This is a genomic window from Burkholderia sp. IMCC1007, assembly GCF_027257875.1.
Taxonomy (GTDB): Bacteria; Pseudomonadota; Gammaproteobacteria; order Burkholderiales; family Burkholderiaceae; genus Burkholderia.
The window spans coordinates 22716-39677 of record NZ_JAPVQY010000002.1 but is presented as its reverse complement, the minus strand read 5'-3'; the positions used below and the strand labels follow the sequence as shown (position 1 = coordinate 39677).

Annotated in this window: 16 protein-coding genes; 5 read left to right on the top strand and 11 right to left on the bottom strand. The window is 68.2% G+C overall.

The genetic code is table 11. The annotated features are described in order from the left end of the window. Positions 1-69: 69 nt before the first annotated feature. Genes O1Q03_RS02740 through O1Q03_RS02725 form a run of 4 tightly spaced genes read right to left on the bottom strand, consistent with a single transcriptional unit; the run spans position 70 to position 3838 of the window. Positions 70-1200 (bottom strand): aminomethyltransferase family protein, encoded by a 1131-nt coding sequence (locus O1Q03_RS02740; RefSeq protein ID WP_269501575.1) that lies wholly within the window; start codon positions 1198-1200, stop codon positions 70-72. Between the two features lie 49 nt (positions 1201-1249). Then, a complete protein-coding gene (locus O1Q03_RS02735) occupies positions 1250-2266 on the bottom strand; it encodes a heme-dependent oxidative N-demethylase family protein (protein WP_269501574.1) in 1017 nt (338 codons plus the stop codon). A 10-nt stretch (positions 2267-2276) separates the two neighbouring features. Then, positions 2277-3212, bottom strand: coding sequence for a PDR/VanB family oxidoreductase (locus O1Q03_RS02730; protein WP_269501573.1), 936 nt, complete (start codon positions 3210-3212; stop codon positions 2277-2279). Further along, positions 3209-3838 (bottom strand): dimethylamine monooxygenase subunit DmmA family protein, encoded by a 630-nt coding sequence (locus O1Q03_RS02725; protein ID WP_269501572.1) that lies wholly within the window; start codon positions 3836-3838, stop codon positions 3209-3211. Before O1Q03_RS02725 ends, O1Q03_RS02730 begins: the two co-directional genes overlap by 4 nt. Positions 3839-4059: 221 nt before the next feature. On the opposite strand from O1Q03_RS02725, the gene O1Q03_RS02720 reads away from it, so the two are divergent. Genes O1Q03_RS02720 through O1Q03_RS02710 form a run of 3 tightly spaced genes read left to right on the top strand, consistent with a single transcriptional unit; the run spans position 4060 to position 6574 of the window. Next, positions 4060-5160: a sensor histidine kinase gene (locus O1Q03_RS02720; protein WP_269501571.1), complete on the top strand. Its 1101-nt coding sequence runs from the start codon at positions 4060-4062 to the stop codon at positions 5158-5160. Further along, positions 5160-5813, top strand: a complete 654-nt coding sequence (locus O1Q03_RS02715; RefSeq protein ID WP_269501570.1) for a response regulator — start codon at positions 5160-5162, stop codon at positions 5811-5813. Before O1Q03_RS02720 ends, O1Q03_RS02715 begins: the two co-directional genes overlap by 1 nt. Further along, positions 5813-6574 carry a PAS domain-containing protein gene (locus tag O1Q03_RS02710; RefSeq protein ID WP_269501728.1) on the top strand — a complete coding sequence of 254 codons (762 nt, stop codon included), beginning with the start codon at positions 5813-5815 and terminating at the stop codon, positions 6572-6574. The genes O1Q03_RS02715 and O1Q03_RS02710 overlap by 1 nt, the downstream gene beginning before the upstream one ends. A 128-nt stretch (positions 6575-6702) precedes the next feature. On the opposite strand, the gene O1Q03_RS02705 is transcribed toward O1Q03_RS02710, so the two are convergent. The 6 genes from O1Q03_RS02705 to O1Q03_RS02680 form a co-directional block, all read right to left on the bottom strand. Beyond that, complete coding sequence (locus O1Q03_RS02705) at positions 6703-8391, bottom strand: APC family permease (RefSeq protein WP_269501568.1); 1689 nt, start codon at positions 8389-8391, stop codon at positions 6703-6705. Between the two features lie 436 nt (positions 8392-8827). Further along, positions 8828-10501, bottom strand: coding sequence for an electron transfer flavoprotein-ubiquinone oxidoreductase (locus O1Q03_RS02700; RefSeq protein ID WP_269501566.1), 1674 nt, complete (start codon positions 10499-10501; stop codon positions 8828-8830). Positions 10502-10549: 48 nt separating this feature from the next. Continuing rightward, on the bottom strand, positions 10550-11212 hold the full coding sequence (locus O1Q03_RS02695) for a HutD/Ves family protein (RefSeq protein ID WP_269501564.1): 663 nt from the start codon (positions 11210-11212) through the stop codon (positions 10550-10552). Then, on the bottom strand, positions 11209-12153 hold the full coding sequence (locus O1Q03_RS02690) for an electron transfer flavoprotein subunit alpha/FixB family protein (RefSeq protein ID WP_269501562.1): 945 nt from the start codon (positions 12151-12153) through the stop codon (positions 11209-11211). Before O1Q03_RS02690 ends, O1Q03_RS02695 begins: the two co-directional genes overlap by 4 nt. Beyond that, positions 12150-12938, bottom strand: a complete 789-nt coding sequence (locus tag O1Q03_RS02685) for an electron transfer flavoprotein subunit beta/FixA family protein (RefSeq protein WP_269501561.1) — start codon at positions 12936-12938, stop codon at positions 12150-12152. Before O1Q03_RS02685 ends, O1Q03_RS02690 begins: the two co-directional genes overlap by 4 nt. Before the next feature lie 27 nt (positions 12939-12965). Continuing rightward, complete coding sequence (locus O1Q03_RS02680) at positions 12966-14150, bottom strand: NAD(P)/FAD-dependent oxidoreductase (protein ID WP_269501560.1); 1185 nt, start codon at positions 14148-14150, stop codon at positions 12966-12968. 185 nt (positions 14151-14335) lie between these two features. Between O1Q03_RS02680 and O1Q03_RS02675 the strand changes: the two genes are divergently transcribed. Both O1Q03_RS02675 and hutG read left to right on the top strand, forming a co-directional pair. Further along, positions 14336-15301, top strand: a complete 966-nt coding sequence (locus tag O1Q03_RS02675) for a LysR family transcriptional regulator (protein WP_269501559.1) — start codon at positions 14336-14338, stop codon at positions 15299-15301. Between the two features lie 17 nt (positions 15302-15318). Beyond that, the gene (gene hutG, locus O1Q03_RS02670) at positions 15319-16125 is read left to right on the top strand and encodes an N-formylglutamate deformylase (protein WP_269501558.1); all 807 of its coding nucleotides are present in this window, start codon (positions 15319-15321) and stop codon (positions 16123-16125) included. 213 nt (positions 16126-16338) lie between these two features. Here hutG and O1Q03_RS02665 read toward each other — a convergent pair whose 3' ends face one another. Continuing rightward, positions 16339-16941 (bottom strand): helix-turn-helix domain-containing protein, encoded by a 603-nt coding sequence (locus O1Q03_RS02665; RefSeq protein WP_121862785.1) that lies wholly within the window; start codon positions 16939-16941, stop codon positions 16339-16341. Between the last annotated feature and the right edge of the window lie 21 nt (positions 16942-16962).

Sequence of the window (16962 nt, the reverse complement as noted above, 5' to 3'; positions counted from 1 at the left end):
GATTGCGGGGATGGCCGGCCGCCGCCGGTGGCGTGCGGTCATGCAAGGCCACGCGCGGTCGTCGCGGCGTCAGCCGACGGCGGTGCGCTTGGTCTTCTCGGGATCGTCGAACGGCAGCAGCGCGGCGCTCGCGCGCGTGTCGATGCTGCCCTTCACGACGAGCGGCGCGCCCGCGTGGGCATGCTCGACGTCCAGGCGGGCGATCGCGAGCGAGCGCCCGGTCAGCCGCGACACCATCGCGCACGTGATCACGCCGACCCGTTTGCCGTCGCGCCATAGCGTGTCGCCAGCCTGTGCGGCCTTCGTGGCCTCGAGCTCGACGCCGAAGATCCGGAAGCGCTCCTTGCCGGCCAGCCGGGCATGCTCGGCAGCGCCGCAGAATTCGGTCTTGCCGGGCGATACCGTGAAATCGAGGCCGAGTTCCCACAGCGTGTCGCCGGCGCGTTCGTCGGCAAACGGGTACATCTCGGAGTTGTCGTACGGATAGAACAGCAGCGCGCTCTCGACGCGCAGCCAGTCGAGCGCGGTGAACGCGCAGGGGACGATGCCCATCGCCCGGCCTTTCTCGACGATCGTGTCCCAGATCAGCGGCGCGTCGGCGGCCTTGCAGAAGATCTCGTAGCCGCGCTCGCCGGTGTAGCCGGTGCGCGAGATCATCACCGGCCGGTCGAACAGGCGCGTCTGAACGTGGTGGAAGTAGCGCAGGTTGCGGATGTCCGGCACGTATTCGGCGAGGAAGTCGACCGCGACGGGCCCTTGCAGCGACAGGTCGTGCAGGTCGTCGTCGAACAGCACGGCCACCTGCCGGCCGTACGCGGAGCGCACGAGGCGCTCGTACCCCGCGCCCGCGCCGTGCACGACCATGAACGCGTTGGGGCCCGTCCGGTACACGATGCAGTCGTCGATGAACTTGCCGCGCTCGTCGAGCATCGTCGCGTACACCGACTTGCCGGGATACAGCTTGCCGATGTCGCGCGTCGTCGCCCAGTTCAGCAGGCTTTCGGCGTGCGGGCCGACGTAGTGCACCTTCTTCAGCCCCGATACGTCCATCAGGCCGGCGCGGGTGCGAATGGCCTCGTGGTGGTCGGCGAGATCGGTCGAATAGGTCCATGCGGTGCCCATGCCGTTCCAGTCCTCGAGATTCGAGCCGAGTGCGCGATGCCGGTCCGCCAGGGCGGAGATGCGCCAAGAGTTCGCCATCTTGAATGCTCCATACGAAAGTGAAGGTCGATCACGAAAAAACGCCGGGTCACGCGTCGCCGTCGAACCGGCTGAGCCACTCGACGAGCGTGTGCCGGTAGCGGGACATGCCCTTGTATTCGGCGATCGGCTCGGGCAGGTCGCGCAGCACGCGGTGCAGCCGGCGCGCCCAGACCGGATTGCCGACGAGGTCGGCCATGCTGCACAGGTAGGTGCGGATGCCGAACATCAGCGCGTTGCTGCGCGGCAGCCTCGCCATCAATTGCAGCTCGACGCGCAGATGCACGGCCTCGCCGACGTTGTCGGGCGTCACGCGGCCGCGGTCCGCGCCCCACAGGTGATAGGTTTCGGGCGACGTGTCGAGGCGCGGATGGATGGTCAGCGTCCAGTTCAGCCGGCGCACGGGCTGCCCGACCTGCACGGCGAGCAGGTATTTCAGCGCGCGGTCGAATACGCCCGCCTGGTGCGCGAGCGGCACCGGCGCATGCCATTGCCTGAAGCTCATCCCGGCATCGAACGCGAGCGACCAGTCGGCCGGGCCGGTGACGACGCCGGCATCCATGTACAGGTCGCCGTCGCGCTGGTCGAGCAGCGCGATGTCGCCTTGCGTCTGCCGCATGATGTATTCGAGCGGGCCATACGGCAGCGTGCGCGCGTCGCCGAACACGAAGCTCTGTTCGAGGTCGAGCGCGCGGTTTTGCCAGCGCCAGCGAGCGTCGTCGCGCTCGAGCGCGAACCACTCCGGATAGTCGTGCGCCAGATGCGTCATGACCATCTCCAGCGTGTCCCACGACGCGGTCTCCATGTGCGGCATCACGATCGCACGGCGCGGCTCGGCGTCGAGCACGCGCGCGCGTTCGGCGATCTCGGAGCGGTAGTGCTCGTCGATGTCGAAGCAGTGCGCGTAGACCGAGCCGGGATCGCGCGGCGTCGCGGGCTCGATGTTGACCGAATACATGTACCGGTCCTCGGGGAACGGAAACGGAAAGCGTGCGATCGCCGCCGGGCTGTTGCGGAACGAGAAGTCGTCGCGATACGTCTGCGCGGGCTTGATGAATACGCTCATGACACAGGTCTCACAGGTCGAGGGTCAATGCGCCGCCGCACGCGCGCGACACGCAGGGCATCAGATGGGTCGCGCGCGCGGCGGCGTCCAGGTATGCGTCGCGATGCTCGACCGCGCCGTCGAGATAGCGCGTCGCGCACTGGCCGCATGCGCCGCCGCGGCACAGATTCGGCACGTCGATGCCGGCCGATTCGAGCGCCTCCAGCAGGCTCTGGTCGGCACCGACCGCGATGCGTCGGCCGCTGCGCCGCAGGTCGGCGGTGAACGGCTGGCCCGGCAGCGGCGCCACGAAGGCTTCCCAGTGCACGCGGCCGGCAGGCCAGCCGAGCGCGGCGGCTGCGTCGCGCACCGCGCGCAGCAGGCGTTCGGGGCCGCACACATAGACGTGCGTGCCCAGCGGCTGCCTGTCGAGCATCGCGATCGCGTCGAAGCGGGCCTGCACGCCGTCGTAGCCGTGAAAGCGCGCGCCGAGCCGCGCTTCGAGTGCCGCGCGATAGGCATCCGTCTGGCCCGTGCGGTACGCATAGTGCAACTCGTGGCTCGCGTGCCGGCGTTCCAGCTCCGCGAGATGCGCGATGAACGGCGTGATGCCGATGCCGCCTGCGACGAGCACGTGATGGCGCGCGGTGGCGTTCAATGCGAACAGGTTCGCCGGGGCCGTGATGCGCAAGCGGGCGCCCGGGGCCAGACGGTCGTGCACGAACACGGAGCCGCCGCGTGACGACGCCTGCCGCCGGACAGCGATCCGATAGACGTTGCGTTCGGCCGGATCGCCGGCCAGCGAGTACGCGTTGCGATAGGTGCGGCCGCCATCGTTCAGCACGACCTGCACGTGGCTGCCGGACGAGAAGGCCGGCAGCGCGCCGTCGACCGCCGTCAGCGCCAGTTCGCGCACGACGGGCGTGAGCATGCGGGCCTCGGCCACGCGAACGTCGAGCAGGCTCATGGTGCGTCTCCCGCGTAGGGCCGGTCGGCATCCGCGCAGACGCCGAGATAGGCGCCGAGCCGCGCGGAGAAATGCTGGCGCACACTCAGGCGGACATCGCATGACGGGCAGGTGACCTCGTCGTATGCATCGGGCCCGTCGTGCGCATGCGAGGTCCCGCAATGCACGCAGTACACGGTGCGCCGCATGCCGGACACGGTCGCGACCACCTCGTCCGGCAGCATGCCGGCCGCCTGCGCGACGCGCCGGATGTGCCAGACGAACGCCTCGTCGCCACACACATAAAGACGGACGCCGACGACGCTTTCATTCAGCCTGCGGCGCACGTCGTCCTCGAGCGCGTCGAGCGATGCGTGAAACACGGTCGGCAGGCCGGTTGCCCGCAGATGGCCGAGCGTGACGAGCAGCGCGGCGCCCGGCAGCCCGGCGAGGGCGTCGACGAGCGCACGCACCGCGTCGAGCGCGTTGCCTTGCGCGACCACGAGATGCGAGCGGGCGGCGAAGCAGGGCTGCAACGGCGCGTATTGCGGCAAACTCGGCGGCAAGCTCGGCGGCACGAACGGCGTGTGCGCCGGTTGCGCTTCGTGCGTTCGGCTGCCGGTTGCGAACGGTTCAATTGAGTGCATCGTTCGACTCCCAAAATGGGGCGTTTGCATCACGAATGGGCGTACGCTCGGCGACCGTCGCTGCGTCACGTTGCGTTCCTGTTGTTCAACATAGTTTCTTGCCAGTAATTGCCGTTCAATCCTGAAGAGGAGGTATGCCCTAAGAGGTAGCGCGCAGGAAAGCGCCGAGAGGCATGGAACTTGCGTCGTATTTCGATCCTGGTTTGTCCTGCCGAATGATCGTGACTCCCGACGACAGCCTGACCGACAGCTGCATGCCGCCCTTGGGCGGCGCGTCGTTGCCGACGCGCTTTCGCGATGCGCTGCTCGCGTTGCTGGCCGGATGCGCCAACGGTGCGCCGCGGCACGCGGCGTTTCATGCGTTCTATACGGGCCTCGCGCGCGAACTGCCGGATGCACGGGTCGTGCTCGCGCTCGATGGCGGTGCGGGCTACGAATCCACGCCGGACACGCTGGTGCGATGCACGCAGGGGCATCGCTGCAAGCTTCGGCACGCGGCAAGCGGCGGTGCGTGCGAACTGTGTCCCGACTGCGTGGGGACCGGCCACGGGCGCGCGGTACTGGCGATCGGCGACGCGGTGCTGGTGCTGGACATCGCACTGCCGGCCGAGCCGGCGCTGCTGGCGGATCTCGACGTCATCGCGGGCACGGTCCGGGCGGCGCTGGCGCGTCGGGAGCCTGCCGATGCGCACGATGCGCACGGGCGCGACGCCGCGAACCAGGCGGAGGCGTTGACACGCGAGTTGCACGACTCGGTCGCGCAGCAGCTGGGCTTCATGTCGTTCCTGGTTGCTCGCCTGCAGCAGCAGGACCCGACCGGCGATCCGCTGCTGGCCGAACTGCGCACGATGACGACGCGCCTGCAGCGCGAGGTGCGCGAGCTCATCACCAGCGCGCGGCTCACGCTCGACGGGCGCTCGCTGCAGCAGGCGCTGGCCGATTCGGTCGCGGAGTTCTCGCGCCGGTGCGATGTCGTGTTCGAGCTCGACAATCGCGTGCCGCACCTGCGGATCGATCCGCGCATCGCGCTGCATATCCTGCAGATCGTGCGCGAGGCGCTGTCGAACGTCGTGCGTCATGCGCAGGCGGGGCATGCGTGGATCGCGCTGCGGACCGACGGCGAAGGTTTGCAGGTCTTCGTCGTCGACGACGGCATCGGGCTCGGCGACGGCGCGGCCGACGTGAATCACCATGGCCTCGACATCCTGCGCGAACGCGCGGCGGCGATCGGCGGGCGCATCGCGATCGAGCGCGGCGCGTTCGGCGGGACGCGCGTGGCGTTGTTCGTGCCGGACGGCGCGATATTCGGAGAAACGATCTGATGGAACCGACCACGCTGCTGTTGATCGACGACCACCCGCTGTTTCGCCGCGGCGTGGCCGAATTTTTCAGTGCGACCGGGGAATTTCGCGTGGTCGGCGAATCGTCGAATGGCGCACAGGGGATTGCGCTCGTGGGCATGCTGCGGCCGGAGCTGGTGCTGATCGACCTGCACATGCCGGGGCTCGGCGGGCTCCAGGTGCTCGACGGCCTCAGGCGCAAGGAGGCCGATTGCGTGAAGGTGCTGCTGACGGCGTCGATGGATCGCGAGGAGTTGCGCGCGGCGGTGCGGCTCGGCGCCGACGGCTACGTGCTGAAGGATTCGGAGCCGCAGGCGCTGCTCGCCTACGTGCGCAGTTGCATGCGGGGGCTGGTGGTGCTCGACGACGCGCTCGCCGACGAAGACGGCGTCGCCGTCGCGCATGCCGACGCACGGCCGGCCGACCTGACTGCGCGCGAAACGCAGACGCTGACGCTCATCGCCGACGGCATGAGCAACAAGCAGATCGCGCGCGTGCTCGGCATCAGCGAGGGCACGGTGAAGGTCTACGTGAAGAACCTGCTGCGCAAACTGGACGCGCGAACGCGGCTCGAGCTGGCGGCATCGGTGCACCGGCGCGCGATCGGCGCGTCGAACCGGGAACGGGCGGCGTGATGACGGACGACACGCTCGCGACGCACCCATTGGGCAGCGCGTTCGACGCGGACGATTGCCCGCTCGCGCTGCTGAAGCTCGACGGCGCGGGACGGATCGCCGCCTTCAACGTCGCGTGGGCCGACGCGATGGAACGGCCCGCGGCCGGCCGGTGCTTCATCGACTACGTGCATCCGGAAGACCAGGGCATCTGGATCGGCATGCAGCAGCGTGCGTTGGCGATCTCGCGCGGCGGAGTCCGCGAGCGCCTGCGCTGCGTGCGTCCGGACGGCGAACTGCGCTGGTTCGAGGTGTCGTTGAAAAGGAATGCCGACGGATCATCCGTTGCGCTGTCCGACGTGACGCTCGACCGGCGGCGCGAGACGGCGACGCAGGCTCACCTGAGAAGCGTCGAAGGGCTGCTCGACAGCATTCCGGGCCTCATCTACCGTGGCCGCAACAACCGGCTGTGGACGATGGAGTACGTGAGTGCCGGATGCGAGCGATTGACCGGCTATCCGCGGCAGTGGTTTCTCGACGGGCACGCGCATGCGTTCGGGCAACTCATCGTGCCCGACGATACCGATTACGTGTGGATGGGCGTTCAGCAGGCGTTGGCGGTGCGCGGCGTATTCGATCTGCGGTATCGGATCCGATGCGCCGACGCACGGATCAAGCCGGTGTGGGAAACCGGCGTCGGGATCTACTCGACAAGCGGCGAGGTGCTGGGTGTCGAGGGCGCGATCTTCGAAGTGCGGCCCGGCGATCGACCTGGCGTCTGAGTCGGCCGCGCGTTCGCGCGGCGGGCGGCGGGCAGCGGGCGGCGTCGCGCGCGCAACGCATGAGCGCAAATACGACGCCCGGCTGCGAACCGGGCGTCGTTTCAAGTCGCGTGCGACCGCGATCGCGCTTACGGGGCGATCCAGTGCGTCGCGATGACGACGACCACGCCGAGCAGCAGCGTCAGGTACGGCAGGTATCCGGCCTTGCGCGGCTGTTCGCCGCCGGACAGCGTCATGTCCTCCAGCATCTGATCAGGGAAGCGGCCCTTGTCGGTCACGTAGTGCCGCCAGACGAACACCGGCACGATCAGCGCGGCGAACACGAGGCCCGAGACCAGCGTGCCCTTGCCCCAGACGTCGGCGCCGAAGCCCATCAGCGCGAGGTTGACGAACGACAGCATCGTGCCGAGCGCGAGCAGCCAGCGCGGCGCGCGGAACGGGCGGGTCCAGTTCGCCCGGTCGAGGCGGTGGATCCAGGCCGCGTTCAGGTTGAGGAAGTTGAAGATGATGTATCCGACGTTCGACATCGCGAGCACGACGGTGTAGTCGGACATCAGCAGCAGGAACAGGTTGAAGCCGAGATCGGTCCACATCGCGCGGGTCGGCGCGCCGTTCCCGTTCACGTGCGACAGGTATTTCGGCAACCAGCCGTCGACCGATGCCTGGTACAGCGTGCGCGACGATCCCGCCATCGACGTCATGATCGCGAGCACCAGCGCGAACACCAGCATCGGTTTCAGGATGTACTCGCCCCAGCTGCCGACGTGGACGATCTGCGTCATCGCTTCGGCGACACCCATGCCGCTGAAGATGCCCGGCGACAGCACGCCGTCGTACACCGCGGCCTGCGTGACGTTGCCGGCCGCATCCTTCACTTCGGGCGTGACGAGCTGGCCGAGGCCCAGCGCGCCCTGGAACGCGAGCGGGACCATCGTGAAGAACACGAGGCACAGCAGGCCGGAATAGACGATGGCCTTGACCGTGTCTCGGCGCGGATCGCGAAACTCGCGCGTGTAGCACACGGCCGTCTCGAAGCCGTAGGTCGACCAGGCGGCGATGAACAGGCCGCCCGCCATCAGCTGCAGGCCCGCGAGATTCCACGTGCCGTCGATCACGCGGCCGGCTGCATCCTTCGCGAGCGGGTAGAGCGGCAGCAAGTGCGACCTGGGCAGGTCGCCGCTCAGAAGCGGATATACGCCGACGAGCAGCAACGGCAGCAGCGCGGCGATCGCGAGAATCATCTGGAGCTTCGCGGCCTGCAGGATCCCGCGATGCTGGACCGCGAAGGTGGTGAGCAGGATGGTCGCGCCGATCACGAAGGTTGCGTTGATACGCAGCGACAGGCCGCTCGCGAGCCAGCCGAGATCGAGCAGCGTGATCTGCCACGTGTTGATCGCGGCCGTGGCCGGGAACAGCATGTTCAGCACGTAGCCCGCGCCCATGCCCGAGCCGATCGCAAGCACCGGCGACCACGCGAACCAGTTGCACCACACGGACAGCGGGGCGAGCAGCTTGCTGTAACGCACCCACGCGATCGCGCCATAGACCGATGCACCGCCCGACTTGTGCGGAAAGAGTCCTGCAATCTCCGCGTAAGAAAACGCCTGGATGAAACCGAACAGGATCGAGATCATCCATACGATCCACGATGGCTTGCCGACGGTGGCCGCGATGGAGCCGATCGAGAACAGCACGAGCGCGGGCACGCCGCTCGCGACCCAGAAGGCGCCGGTCCAGCTGATCTTGCGCTGAAGTCCGGCCGTATCGGCATGCGCGGCGGGGAAATCCGCCTGTGCGCTGTCAGGGAGGGAACTCATCGGGATCTCCATCAAGTCGGGTTGAGTACGAGCGATCAACGATCGTCGGCCAATAACGCGCCAGCAACTGTCATGAAGAGGTACTCCTTCGGAGAGAGCGTCGGCAGCGCGCGGCGATGAAGGCGAGATGTCAGCGGGTGGTGTGACGCGTGCGCGGACCTTGCGCATGGGCAGGCGAAGCGGCGCGCGCTTCGTTTGGTGGACGAAGGAAATGGATCGAGGGGCGTGACGGGGGATGCATGGTCGCGTAGCGACCTGGGCACAACGCGCGCACCGTGCGCGACGGAACGCTACCGTGGGTTCGATGCTGGCGGCGTGACGGGCACCGTGTCGAAGTTTGCGACGGAAGGTTGGTGTAATCGTGTCATGGCACTCGGCTTCGCGTGCCCGCACGAGCGCGGGTTCGGCATGCGAAACGTTCGTCGCCTACGCGCGATCACATGTTCGGGTAATTCGGCCCGCCGCCGCCTTCCGGCGTGACCCACACGATGTTCTGCGTCGGGTCCTTGATGTCGCAGGTCTTGCAGTGCACGCAGTTCTGCGCGTTGATCTGCAAGCGATCTTCGTTGCTGTCGTTCTTGATGAACTCGTAGACGCCGGCCGGACAGAAGCGCGCCTCCGGGCCCGCGTAGGTGCGCAGGTTCACGTTCACCGGCACGCTCGCATCCTTGAGCGTCAGGTGCGCCGGCTGGTGCTCCTCGTGGTTCGTGTTCGAGATGAACACCGACGACAGCCGGTCGAACGTCAGCTTGCCGTCCGGCTTCGGATACTCGATCGGCGTGCATTGCGACGCGGGCTTCAGCATCTCGTGATCCGCGTGCTTGTGGTGCAGCGTCCACGGCACGTTGCCGCCCATCACCTTCTGCTCGAGCCCCACCATCAGCGTGCCGAGGTACAGCCCCTTGGCCATCCACTGCTTGAAGTTGCGTGCGCGGTACAGCTCCGTGTACAGCCACGAATGCTTGAAGGCATCCGGGTACGCGTTCAATTCGTCCGACTGACGGCCGGCCTGCACCGCGTCGAATGCGGCGTCGGCGGCCAGCATGCCGGTCTTGATCGCCGCGTGGCTGCCCTTGATCCGCGACGCGTTCAAAAAGCCTGCGTCGTCGCCGATCAGCGCGCCGCCCGGGAACACCGTCTTCGGCAGCGACAGCAGGCCGCCGGCCGTGATCGCGCGCGCGCCGTACGACACGCGCTTGCCGCCTTCCAGGAACGCGCGGATCGACGGATGCGTCTTGTAGCGCTGGAATTCCTCGAACGGCGACAGGTACGGGTTCGTGTAGCCCAGTCCCACGACGAAGCCGACCACGACCTGGTTGTTGTCCATGTGATACAGGAACGAGCCGCCGTAGGTGTCCGACTTCAGCGGCCAGCCGGCCGTGTGGATCACGAGGCCCGGCTTGTGCTTCGCGGGATCGATTTCCCACAGTTCCTTGATGCCGATCCCGTACGCTTGCGGATCGGCGTTCGCGTCGAGCTTGAACTTCGAGATCAGTTGGCGGCCGAGGTGGCCGCGGCAGCCTTCGGCGAACAGCGTGTACTTCGCGTGCAGCTCCATGCCGAGCTGGAAGTTCTCGGTCGGCTCGCCGTCCTTGCCCACGCCCATGTTGCCGGTGGCGACGCCTTTGACCGAGCCGTCGTCGTTGTAGAGAATCTCCGCGGCCGGGAAGCCGGGAAATATCTCGACGCCGAGCGCTTCGGCCTGCTGGCCGAGCCAGCGCGTGACGTTGCCCAGCGAGATCACGTAGTTGCCGTGATTCTGGAAGTTGGCCGGCAGTGCCCAGTTGGGCGTCGTGATCGCGCTCTTCTCGGACAGGAACAGGAAGCGGTCTTCCGTCACCTCGACGTTCAAAGGCGCGCCTTGTTCCTTCCAGTCAGGGAACAGCTCGGTGATCGCGCGCGGGTCCATCACCGCGCCCGACAGGATGTGCGCGCCGATCTCGGAACCCTTCTCGAGCACGCACACGCCGATCTCGGTGCCTTTCTCGGCGGCCAGCTGCTTGAGCCGGATCGCCGCCGACAGCCCGGCGGGGCCGCCGCCGACGATCACGACGTCGTATTCCATCGATTCGCGCGGGCCGTGGCTTTCAATCAGCGAGATGTGGGACATGAGCGAGTACCAGGAGTAGACGAGGGATTAGTGTCGACACACAAGCCGTTATCGAACGGCCGGCGCGATCGCGATCGAGATCAGCCTGGATTCGGGGCCGGTGGACTTCAGCTCGAGTTCCTCGCCTCGGCCATCGAGCCACATGCCATGCATGGGCAGCAGCGCCTGCGTGCTTAGCAGCGCGCTGCCGATGCGCCACTGACCCGCCGCGCAGATCAGCAGATGCGTCGACGCCGGCGTGACGCGGCACGAATGCGTCGCCACGACGACGGTCGCGCGGCACGCGGCGCGGCGCGTCATCACGTTCAGCACGTGCGTCGGCCGCGCGATGCCGCTCGTCCATATCTGCAGCTCGCCGGGGAACTGCGCGGGCTCGGTCGGGCGCGCGATCAGGTGTCCGTCCTGCGCATGCAGTTCGACGCTCGTGTCGTCGACCGGCACGAGCTGGCGATCGATTCCAGGAAACCGCGAGAAGCGGGCCGGCCCGTCGAGCGTCGCGAGACTGATCCGCCAGTCGATCTCGCCGTCGGCGCCGGTGCGGCTCGCGATCGTCCGCGTGACGCCGCTGCCGTTCGCCCACGATTCGGGCGCGATCCTGTTGCAGTCGATGAACTGCACGGACGGATAGCGCGACGCCGGTCGGCCGCCCGCTGCGCGCTCGACGGCGGCCGGCGTTCCGACCGCGCCGTCTGCGAATTGCAGCGCTGTCATGCGCGACCTCCTGCACCGACGTGACGCTCGAGCGCGGCCATCACGTCGAACAGGTCGCCGACGAAGCCGACGTCCGCGAGCGAAAAGATCGGCGCGTCCGGGTCCTTGTTGACGGCGACGATGAGCTTTGAATCCTTCATCCCCGCGAGGTGCTGCACCGCGCCGGAAATCCCGAACGCGAGATAGACGTCGGGCGCAACGGTCTTGCCGGTCTGCCCGACCTGGATCGCGTTCGGCGCGTAGCCCGCGTCGACGGCCGCGCGCGATGCGCCGAGCGCAGCGCCGAGCCGTGCCGCGAGCGCGCCGAGCCGTGCCATGTTCTCGCCCGATGCGAGACCGCGCCCGCCCGACACGACGATCGGCGCATTCGCGAGATCGATGCCGCTCGACTGCGCGCCGTGCCGTTCCAGCAGCGTCGTCGCGGCGAACGCGGGTGGCGCGGCAAGCGGCACGATCGCGGCCGGTGCCGTGCGGACGCCGGCCGGCGCGAACGACGACGCGCGCACCGTCACGAAGGTCGTGTCGCGCGCGCTGGTCACCGTCGCGACGACGCTCCCCGCATACAGCCCGCGCACGAAGCTGCCGTCGTCGGCGATGCCGGTCACGTCGGCGACGAACGCCGCATCGGCAAGCGCGGCGGCGCGCGGCAGTGCATTGCGGCCGAGCGTGCGATGCGCGGCCGCGATCAGCGCGTAGCGCGGCGCGAGTGCGGCGAGCTGCGCGGCGAGATCTTCGGGCGTGATCGCGGCCGCTGCGTGTTGCGCGTCCGGGCGGATGACCGCGTCCACGCCGTCGATCAGCGCCGCCTCGGACGCCGCCGCGGGATCGAGCGCCAGCACGTCGACCGGCTGTCGGCGCGCGCACGCGGCGCTGACCACGCGACGCACCGCATCGGCGAGCGTGCCGTCGGCGGTCGCTTCTGCGACAACGAGCGTTCTCATGCGGAAACTCCTGGGTGGGCAAATACGTTCTGTGCGGCGAGCGCCGCGACGAGCGCGTCGATGTCGGCGACGCGCTCGCCGGCGCGGCGCACCGCCGGTTCGGCGAGCCGCACCACGCGCGACGCCGGCGCCAGGTCGACCCCGAAGCGGCCGGCCTCGACGACCGCGATGGGCTTCTGTTTCGCCTTCACGATATTCGGCAGCGTCACGCGTCGCGGCTCGGCGAGGCGCAGGTCGGCGCTGACGACGGCGCGCCCGTCGAGCCGCCACGTCGCGGTGCCGCTGTCGTCGCCGCAGGTCACGCGCCAGCCGTTGCCGTCGGGCACGAGCGCCATCGCATCGAGCCCCTGCGGCCAGCCGAGCAGGCCGGCCAGCATCGGCGCGACGCCGCCGGTGTCGTCGTCGATCGCCTGCTTGCCGCACAGCACGAGGTCGTACGGCGACGTGCCGAGATACGCGTGCAGCAGGCGCGCGACGCCGAGCGAGTCGAGCGACGCGGTCGCGTCGCCGGTGTCGGCGGTGTCGATCAGGATCGCGTCGTCCGCCCCCATCGCGAGGCCGGTGCGCAGCACGTCCTGGCAGACCGGCAGGCCGCAGGTGAGCACGCTCACCTGCACGGCGTGGCCGGTTTCGCGCAGGCGCAGCGCCATTTCGAGCGCGCATTCGTCGAACGGGTTGATGGACATCTTGAGGCCGGCCGTGTCGATCGCGCCGGCCGAGCCGACGCGCACGCGCACGTTCGGGTCGACGACGCGCTTCACGGGCACCAGGATCTTGATGGGCATGGCAATGTCTCGTCGAAGCGATGGGGATCAGGACACGGCGCCGTGGCCGTACTTGCCGGTGAGCAGCGCACCGGTCGCGAAGCGTTCGAGCGCATAGGGCGCGAGCGACACGTCGGTCGGCAGGCCGAGTGCATGCTGCGCGAGCAGCTTGCCGATGCCGGGCGACAGCTTGAACCCGTGGCCGGAGAAGCCGAAGCCGACGACGAGTCCGTCGATGCCGGGGACGCCGCCGAGCACCGGGTTCCAGTCGGGGGTGACGTCGTAGACGCCCGTCCACGACGACGCGAGCCCGGCCGTCTCGTACGCCGGAAAACGTTCGGCGACCTGCGCGCCGACTTCGGCGACATAGTCGAGCGAGATGTCGCCCTGTTCGGTTTCCGGTGCGTTCAGCGTCTCGCCGACGATGCCCTCCGACACGAGCATCTGGCTGCCGCCGTAGCTGCGGTAATACAGCATGCCGGGCGAGCCGAGATCCTTGAACGCCGGCATCTGAAACGAATATTTCGCGTCGCATTCGAGCGCGAGCACGGTGTGCCGTTCGGGCTTGACGGGCAACGGCACGCCGATCCAGCCCGCGAGTTCCGGCGTCCAGATGTTCTGCGTGCTGATCAGCGTGCCGCACGTGAAGCGGCCGGCGCTCGTGTCGACGCCGGCGATGCGGTGGCCGTCCCGCACGACGCCCGTGACGGTCGTGCCTTCGAGGATCTTCACGCCGCGGCGGCGTGCCGATTTCGCGAAGCCCGTCGCGACGAGGTACGCGTCGGCGAAGCCGGCTTCCGGCTCGAAGCCGATCAGCGCGGCATCGTCGAACTGCGCGATCGGCAGGCGCGCGCGCGCCTCGTTGCGGTCGAGCAGCCGGACCTCGATGTCCATCGCGCGCTGCGCGTCGAGCGACGCGCGCAGCGGCTCCAGCTTGTCGCCGTCCGGCGCGCAGATCATGTAGCCGCATTTGACGAGGCCGCACGATGCTTCGTCGTCGCCGACGTATTCGGCGAAATTGTTGAACGCCCACCACGACGCGCGCGCCAGTTCGACGTTCTGACGCACCGAATAGTGCGTGCGCAGCAGACCGGACGATTGCGACGTGGTGCCGGCGCCGATCATGCCGCGCTCGAGCACGAGCACGTTGCCGGCGCCGAGCGCGGCAAGGTGATGCGCGACCGACGTGCCGATCACGCCGGCGCCGATCACGATGAAGTCGTAGTGGCTCATGGATTCCCTCTGGGTAGGCGGTGAGCCGATTCTAGAAAGCCGCGGTGCCGCCGAATTTTGTATTAGGCAAACTTATGACGCGCACCCTTGAATGCTCATTCAGCATGCGAGCCGTGCGATCCGGCGCACCATTCGTCCCGTGTTGCCGGATCAGCCACATCCGCCCGGGCGACCTTGGAGAAGCAATGAGACGCACCCCACCGCCAATCGATCTGCGCGCGCTGCAGGCGTTCGTCGCCGTGTGCGAATCCGGCTCGATGACTGCCGCCGCGAAGCGCATCGGCGTGAGCCAGAGCGCGATCAGCCAGTCGATCGCGACGCTCGAGCGCGAGCACGGCACCGCGCTGTTCGATCGCGATAGCCGCCCGCCGCGGCCGAATCCGGCCGGGCGCGCGTTGCTCGAACTCGCCGGCCCGCTGCTCGAGCATGCGCAGATGGTCAGCACGCGCGTCGGCGACGCGTCCGATGCCGGCCGCATGCCGGTGCGGCTGGGCTGCGTCGATTCGTTCGCGGCGACGGTCGGGCCGGAGCTGATCCGCGCGGTGTCGGGCGCGTCGCGGCAGATTTCGATGTGGTCCGGCCTCACGCCGGGACTCTCCAGACAAATGCACGACCGGGAACTGGATGTCGCGGTGTGTACGCAGACGGCGCTCACGGATGCACGCATCGTCGAGGTGCCGCTGTTTTCGGAGGCGTTCGTTGCCGTCGTCGCGCGCAGCCATCTGGCGGGGCGGCCGACGCTCGACTGGCGCGCGCTTGCCGGCGAGCTGCCGCTGATCCGCTACACGGCGCGCTCGGTGATCGGTCAGCAGGTGGAGCGCTTCGCGCGTCACCTCGGCATCGATAGTCCGAGACGCTTCGAGTTCGATGCGACGGACCCGCTGCTGAGTCTCGTGACCGCGCGCGTCGGCTTTGCGATCTCGACGCCGCTGTGTCTGTGGCAGGCGCGCCATTACCTCGGCGAGATCGCCGTGATCCCGCTGCCGTCCGGGCGGCTCGGGCGGCGGGATTTCTTTCTGTTGCACCGGCAGGGAGAGTGGGAGGACTTCGTCGGCGAGATCGTCGCGCTGACGCGAACCGTGGTGGAGCGCTCGATCCGGCCCGCGCTCGCGCGCAGCCTGCCGCAACTGCCCGACGACGCATTGCTTTGATTCATATGGAGCCCTGAGTGAGCGACCTCTATACGCTGCAACGCGGCGACGCGCCGCTGATGATATCGATTCCGCACCTCGGCACGGAGATTCCCGAGCCGCTGCGCGACGCGTACACCGACGACGCGCTGACGCTCGCCGATACCGACTGGCATCTCGATCGCCTTTACGCGTTCGCGTCGGAACTCGGCGCAACCGTGCTCGGCGCGCGCGTGTCGCGCTACGTGATCGACCTCAATCGTCCGCCGAACGACGAGAGCTTGTATCCGGGGCAGACGACGACCGGCCTGTGCCCGGGCGAAACGTTTCGTGGCGATCCGCTGTACCGGGCGGGGCGCGCGCCCGACGCACAGGAGAAGGCGCGTCGTGTGGCCGCGTACTGGCAGCCGTATCACGCGACGCTCGAAGCCGAGCTGGCGCGCCTGCGCGTGCGTCACGGGCATGTGCTGCTATGGGACGCGCATTCGATCGCGAGCGTGCTGCCGCGGCTGTTCGACGGCAAGCTGCCCGACCTGAACATCGGCACCCAGGACGGCCGCACCGCTGCGCCGGCCGTGCAGGCCGCGGTGGTGCGTGCGGCCGCCGCGAGCCCGTTCACGTCGGTTGCCAACGGCCGCTTCAAGGGAGGCTACATCACCCGCCGGTTCGGCGACCCGGCGCGCGGCGTGCATGCGGTCCAGCTCGAGATGTGCCAGTCGACGTACATGAGCGAGGCCGAGCCGTTCGACTACGATGCCGCGCGCGCAGCCGCCGTGCAGCCGACGCTGCGCCGGATGATCGACGGCGCGCTGGATGCGCTCGCGTCGCTGCCCGCAGCAGCATAAGCATTACTGATACATCTTCGTAACCGCGGTTCCCGTTTCAGTGCGACGCTGCACCGCATTCGGCACGGAACCGCACCTTCGACAGGCAGGCACCGACGCATGACACAGCTGATAGACCGGCCCGATTCCGCCAAGAGTGTTTATCCACGGGAATCTTTGATTCCTGCGGATAAACGTGGCACGGAGTTTGCATTATCTGTCGCGACGCTGCGCTCATTCTTCGGCGGTCTGTCCGTAGACGAAGATCGACAGGAACTGGATCGGCGTCTTGATCAGGCGTTCGGGGCCGTGCGGGATATCGGCGCGGAACGTCAGCGTGTCGCCCGGATGCAGCACGTAGGTTTGCTGTCCGTGCCGGTACTCGATCACGCCCTTGAGCATGTGGATGAACTCGGTGCCGGGATGTTCGAACACGGGAAAGCGCTCGGCTTCGTCGTCCATCGTGATCAGGAACGGTTCGAAGAGTTTGCGCGGCCCCTGGTCGTAGGCGAGCAGATGGTAGGTGTGACCGCTCTTCGTGCCCTTACGGACGACCTCCATGCCGGCGCCTTTCTTCACGAGCTGGGCGCCGCCTTGCGGGACGTCGAAGTTGCGGAACAGCGTCGAGATGGATACGCCGAGCGCCTGCGCGATCCGGTGGAGCACGTCGAGACCGGTTGACGTCTGCGCGTTCTCGATCTTCGAGAGCATGCCGCGGCTGATGCCGGCCTGTTGCGCGACCTGCGCGATGGTCAGGCCGTGGTGCTGGCGCAGCTCGCGGATCGTCGCGCCGAGGTAGCGTTCGAGCGGTGTCTTGCTGTCGTCTGCGGGGTGCATCGTCGACCTCGTAAAAGGGCA

Bases quoted from the DNA above. Each gene is read 5' to 3' on its own strand.
- O1Q03_RS02715 (WP_269501570.1), top strand. From the start codon at position 5,160: ATGGAACCGACCACGCTGCTGTTGATCGACGACCACCCGCTGTTTCGC.
- O1Q03_RS02740 (WP_269501575.1), bottom strand. From the start codon at position 1,200: ATGGCGAACTCTTGGCGCATCTCCGCCCTGGCGGACCGGCATCGCGCA.
- O1Q03_RS02665 (WP_121862785.1), bottom strand. From the start codon at position 16,941: ATGCACCCCGCAGACGACAGCAAGACACCGCTCGAACGCTACCTCGGC.
- O1Q03_RS02725 (WP_269501572.1), bottom strand. From the start codon at position 3,838: ATGCACTCAATTGAACCGTTCGCAACCGGCAGCCGAACGCACGAAGCG.
- O1Q03_RS02685 (WP_269501561.1), bottom strand. From the start codon at position 12,938: ATGCCCATCAAGATCCTGGTGCCCGTGAAGCGCGTCGTCGACCCGAAC.
- O1Q03_RS02675 (WP_269501559.1), top strand. From the start codon at position 14,336: ATGAGACGCACCCCACCGCCAATCGATCTGCGCGCGCTGCAGGCGTTC.
- O1Q03_RS02690 (WP_269501562.1), bottom strand. From the start codon at position 12,153: ATGAGAACGCTCGTTGTCGCAGAAGCGACCGCCGACGGCACGCTCGCC.
- O1Q03_RS02730 (WP_269501573.1), bottom strand. From the start codon at position 3,212: ATGAGCCTGCTCGACGTTCGCGTGGCCGAGGCCCGCATGCTCACGCCC.
- O1Q03_RS02710 (WP_269501728.1), top strand. From the start codon at position 5,813: ATGACGGACGACACGCTCGCGACGCACCCATTGGGCAGCGCGTTCGAC.
- O1Q03_RS02705 (WP_269501568.1), bottom strand. From the start codon at position 8,391: ATGAGTTCCCTCCCTGACAGCGCACAGGCGGATTTCCCCGCCGCGCAT.
- O1Q03_RS02700 (WP_269501566.1), bottom strand. From the start codon at position 10,501: ATGTCCCACATCTCGCTGATTGAAAGCCACGGCCCGCGCGAATCGATG.
- O1Q03_RS02735 (WP_269501574.1), bottom strand. From the start codon at position 2,266: ATGAGCGTATTCATCAAGCCCGCGCAGACGTATCGCGACGACTTCTCG.
- O1Q03_RS02695 (WP_269501564.1), bottom strand. From the start codon at position 11,212: ATGACAGCGCTGCAATTCGCAGACGGCGCGGTCGGAACGCCGGCCGCC.
- O1Q03_RS02680 (WP_269501560.1), bottom strand. From the start codon at position 14,150: ATGAGCCACTACGACTTCATCGTGATCGGCGCCGGCGTGATCGGCACG.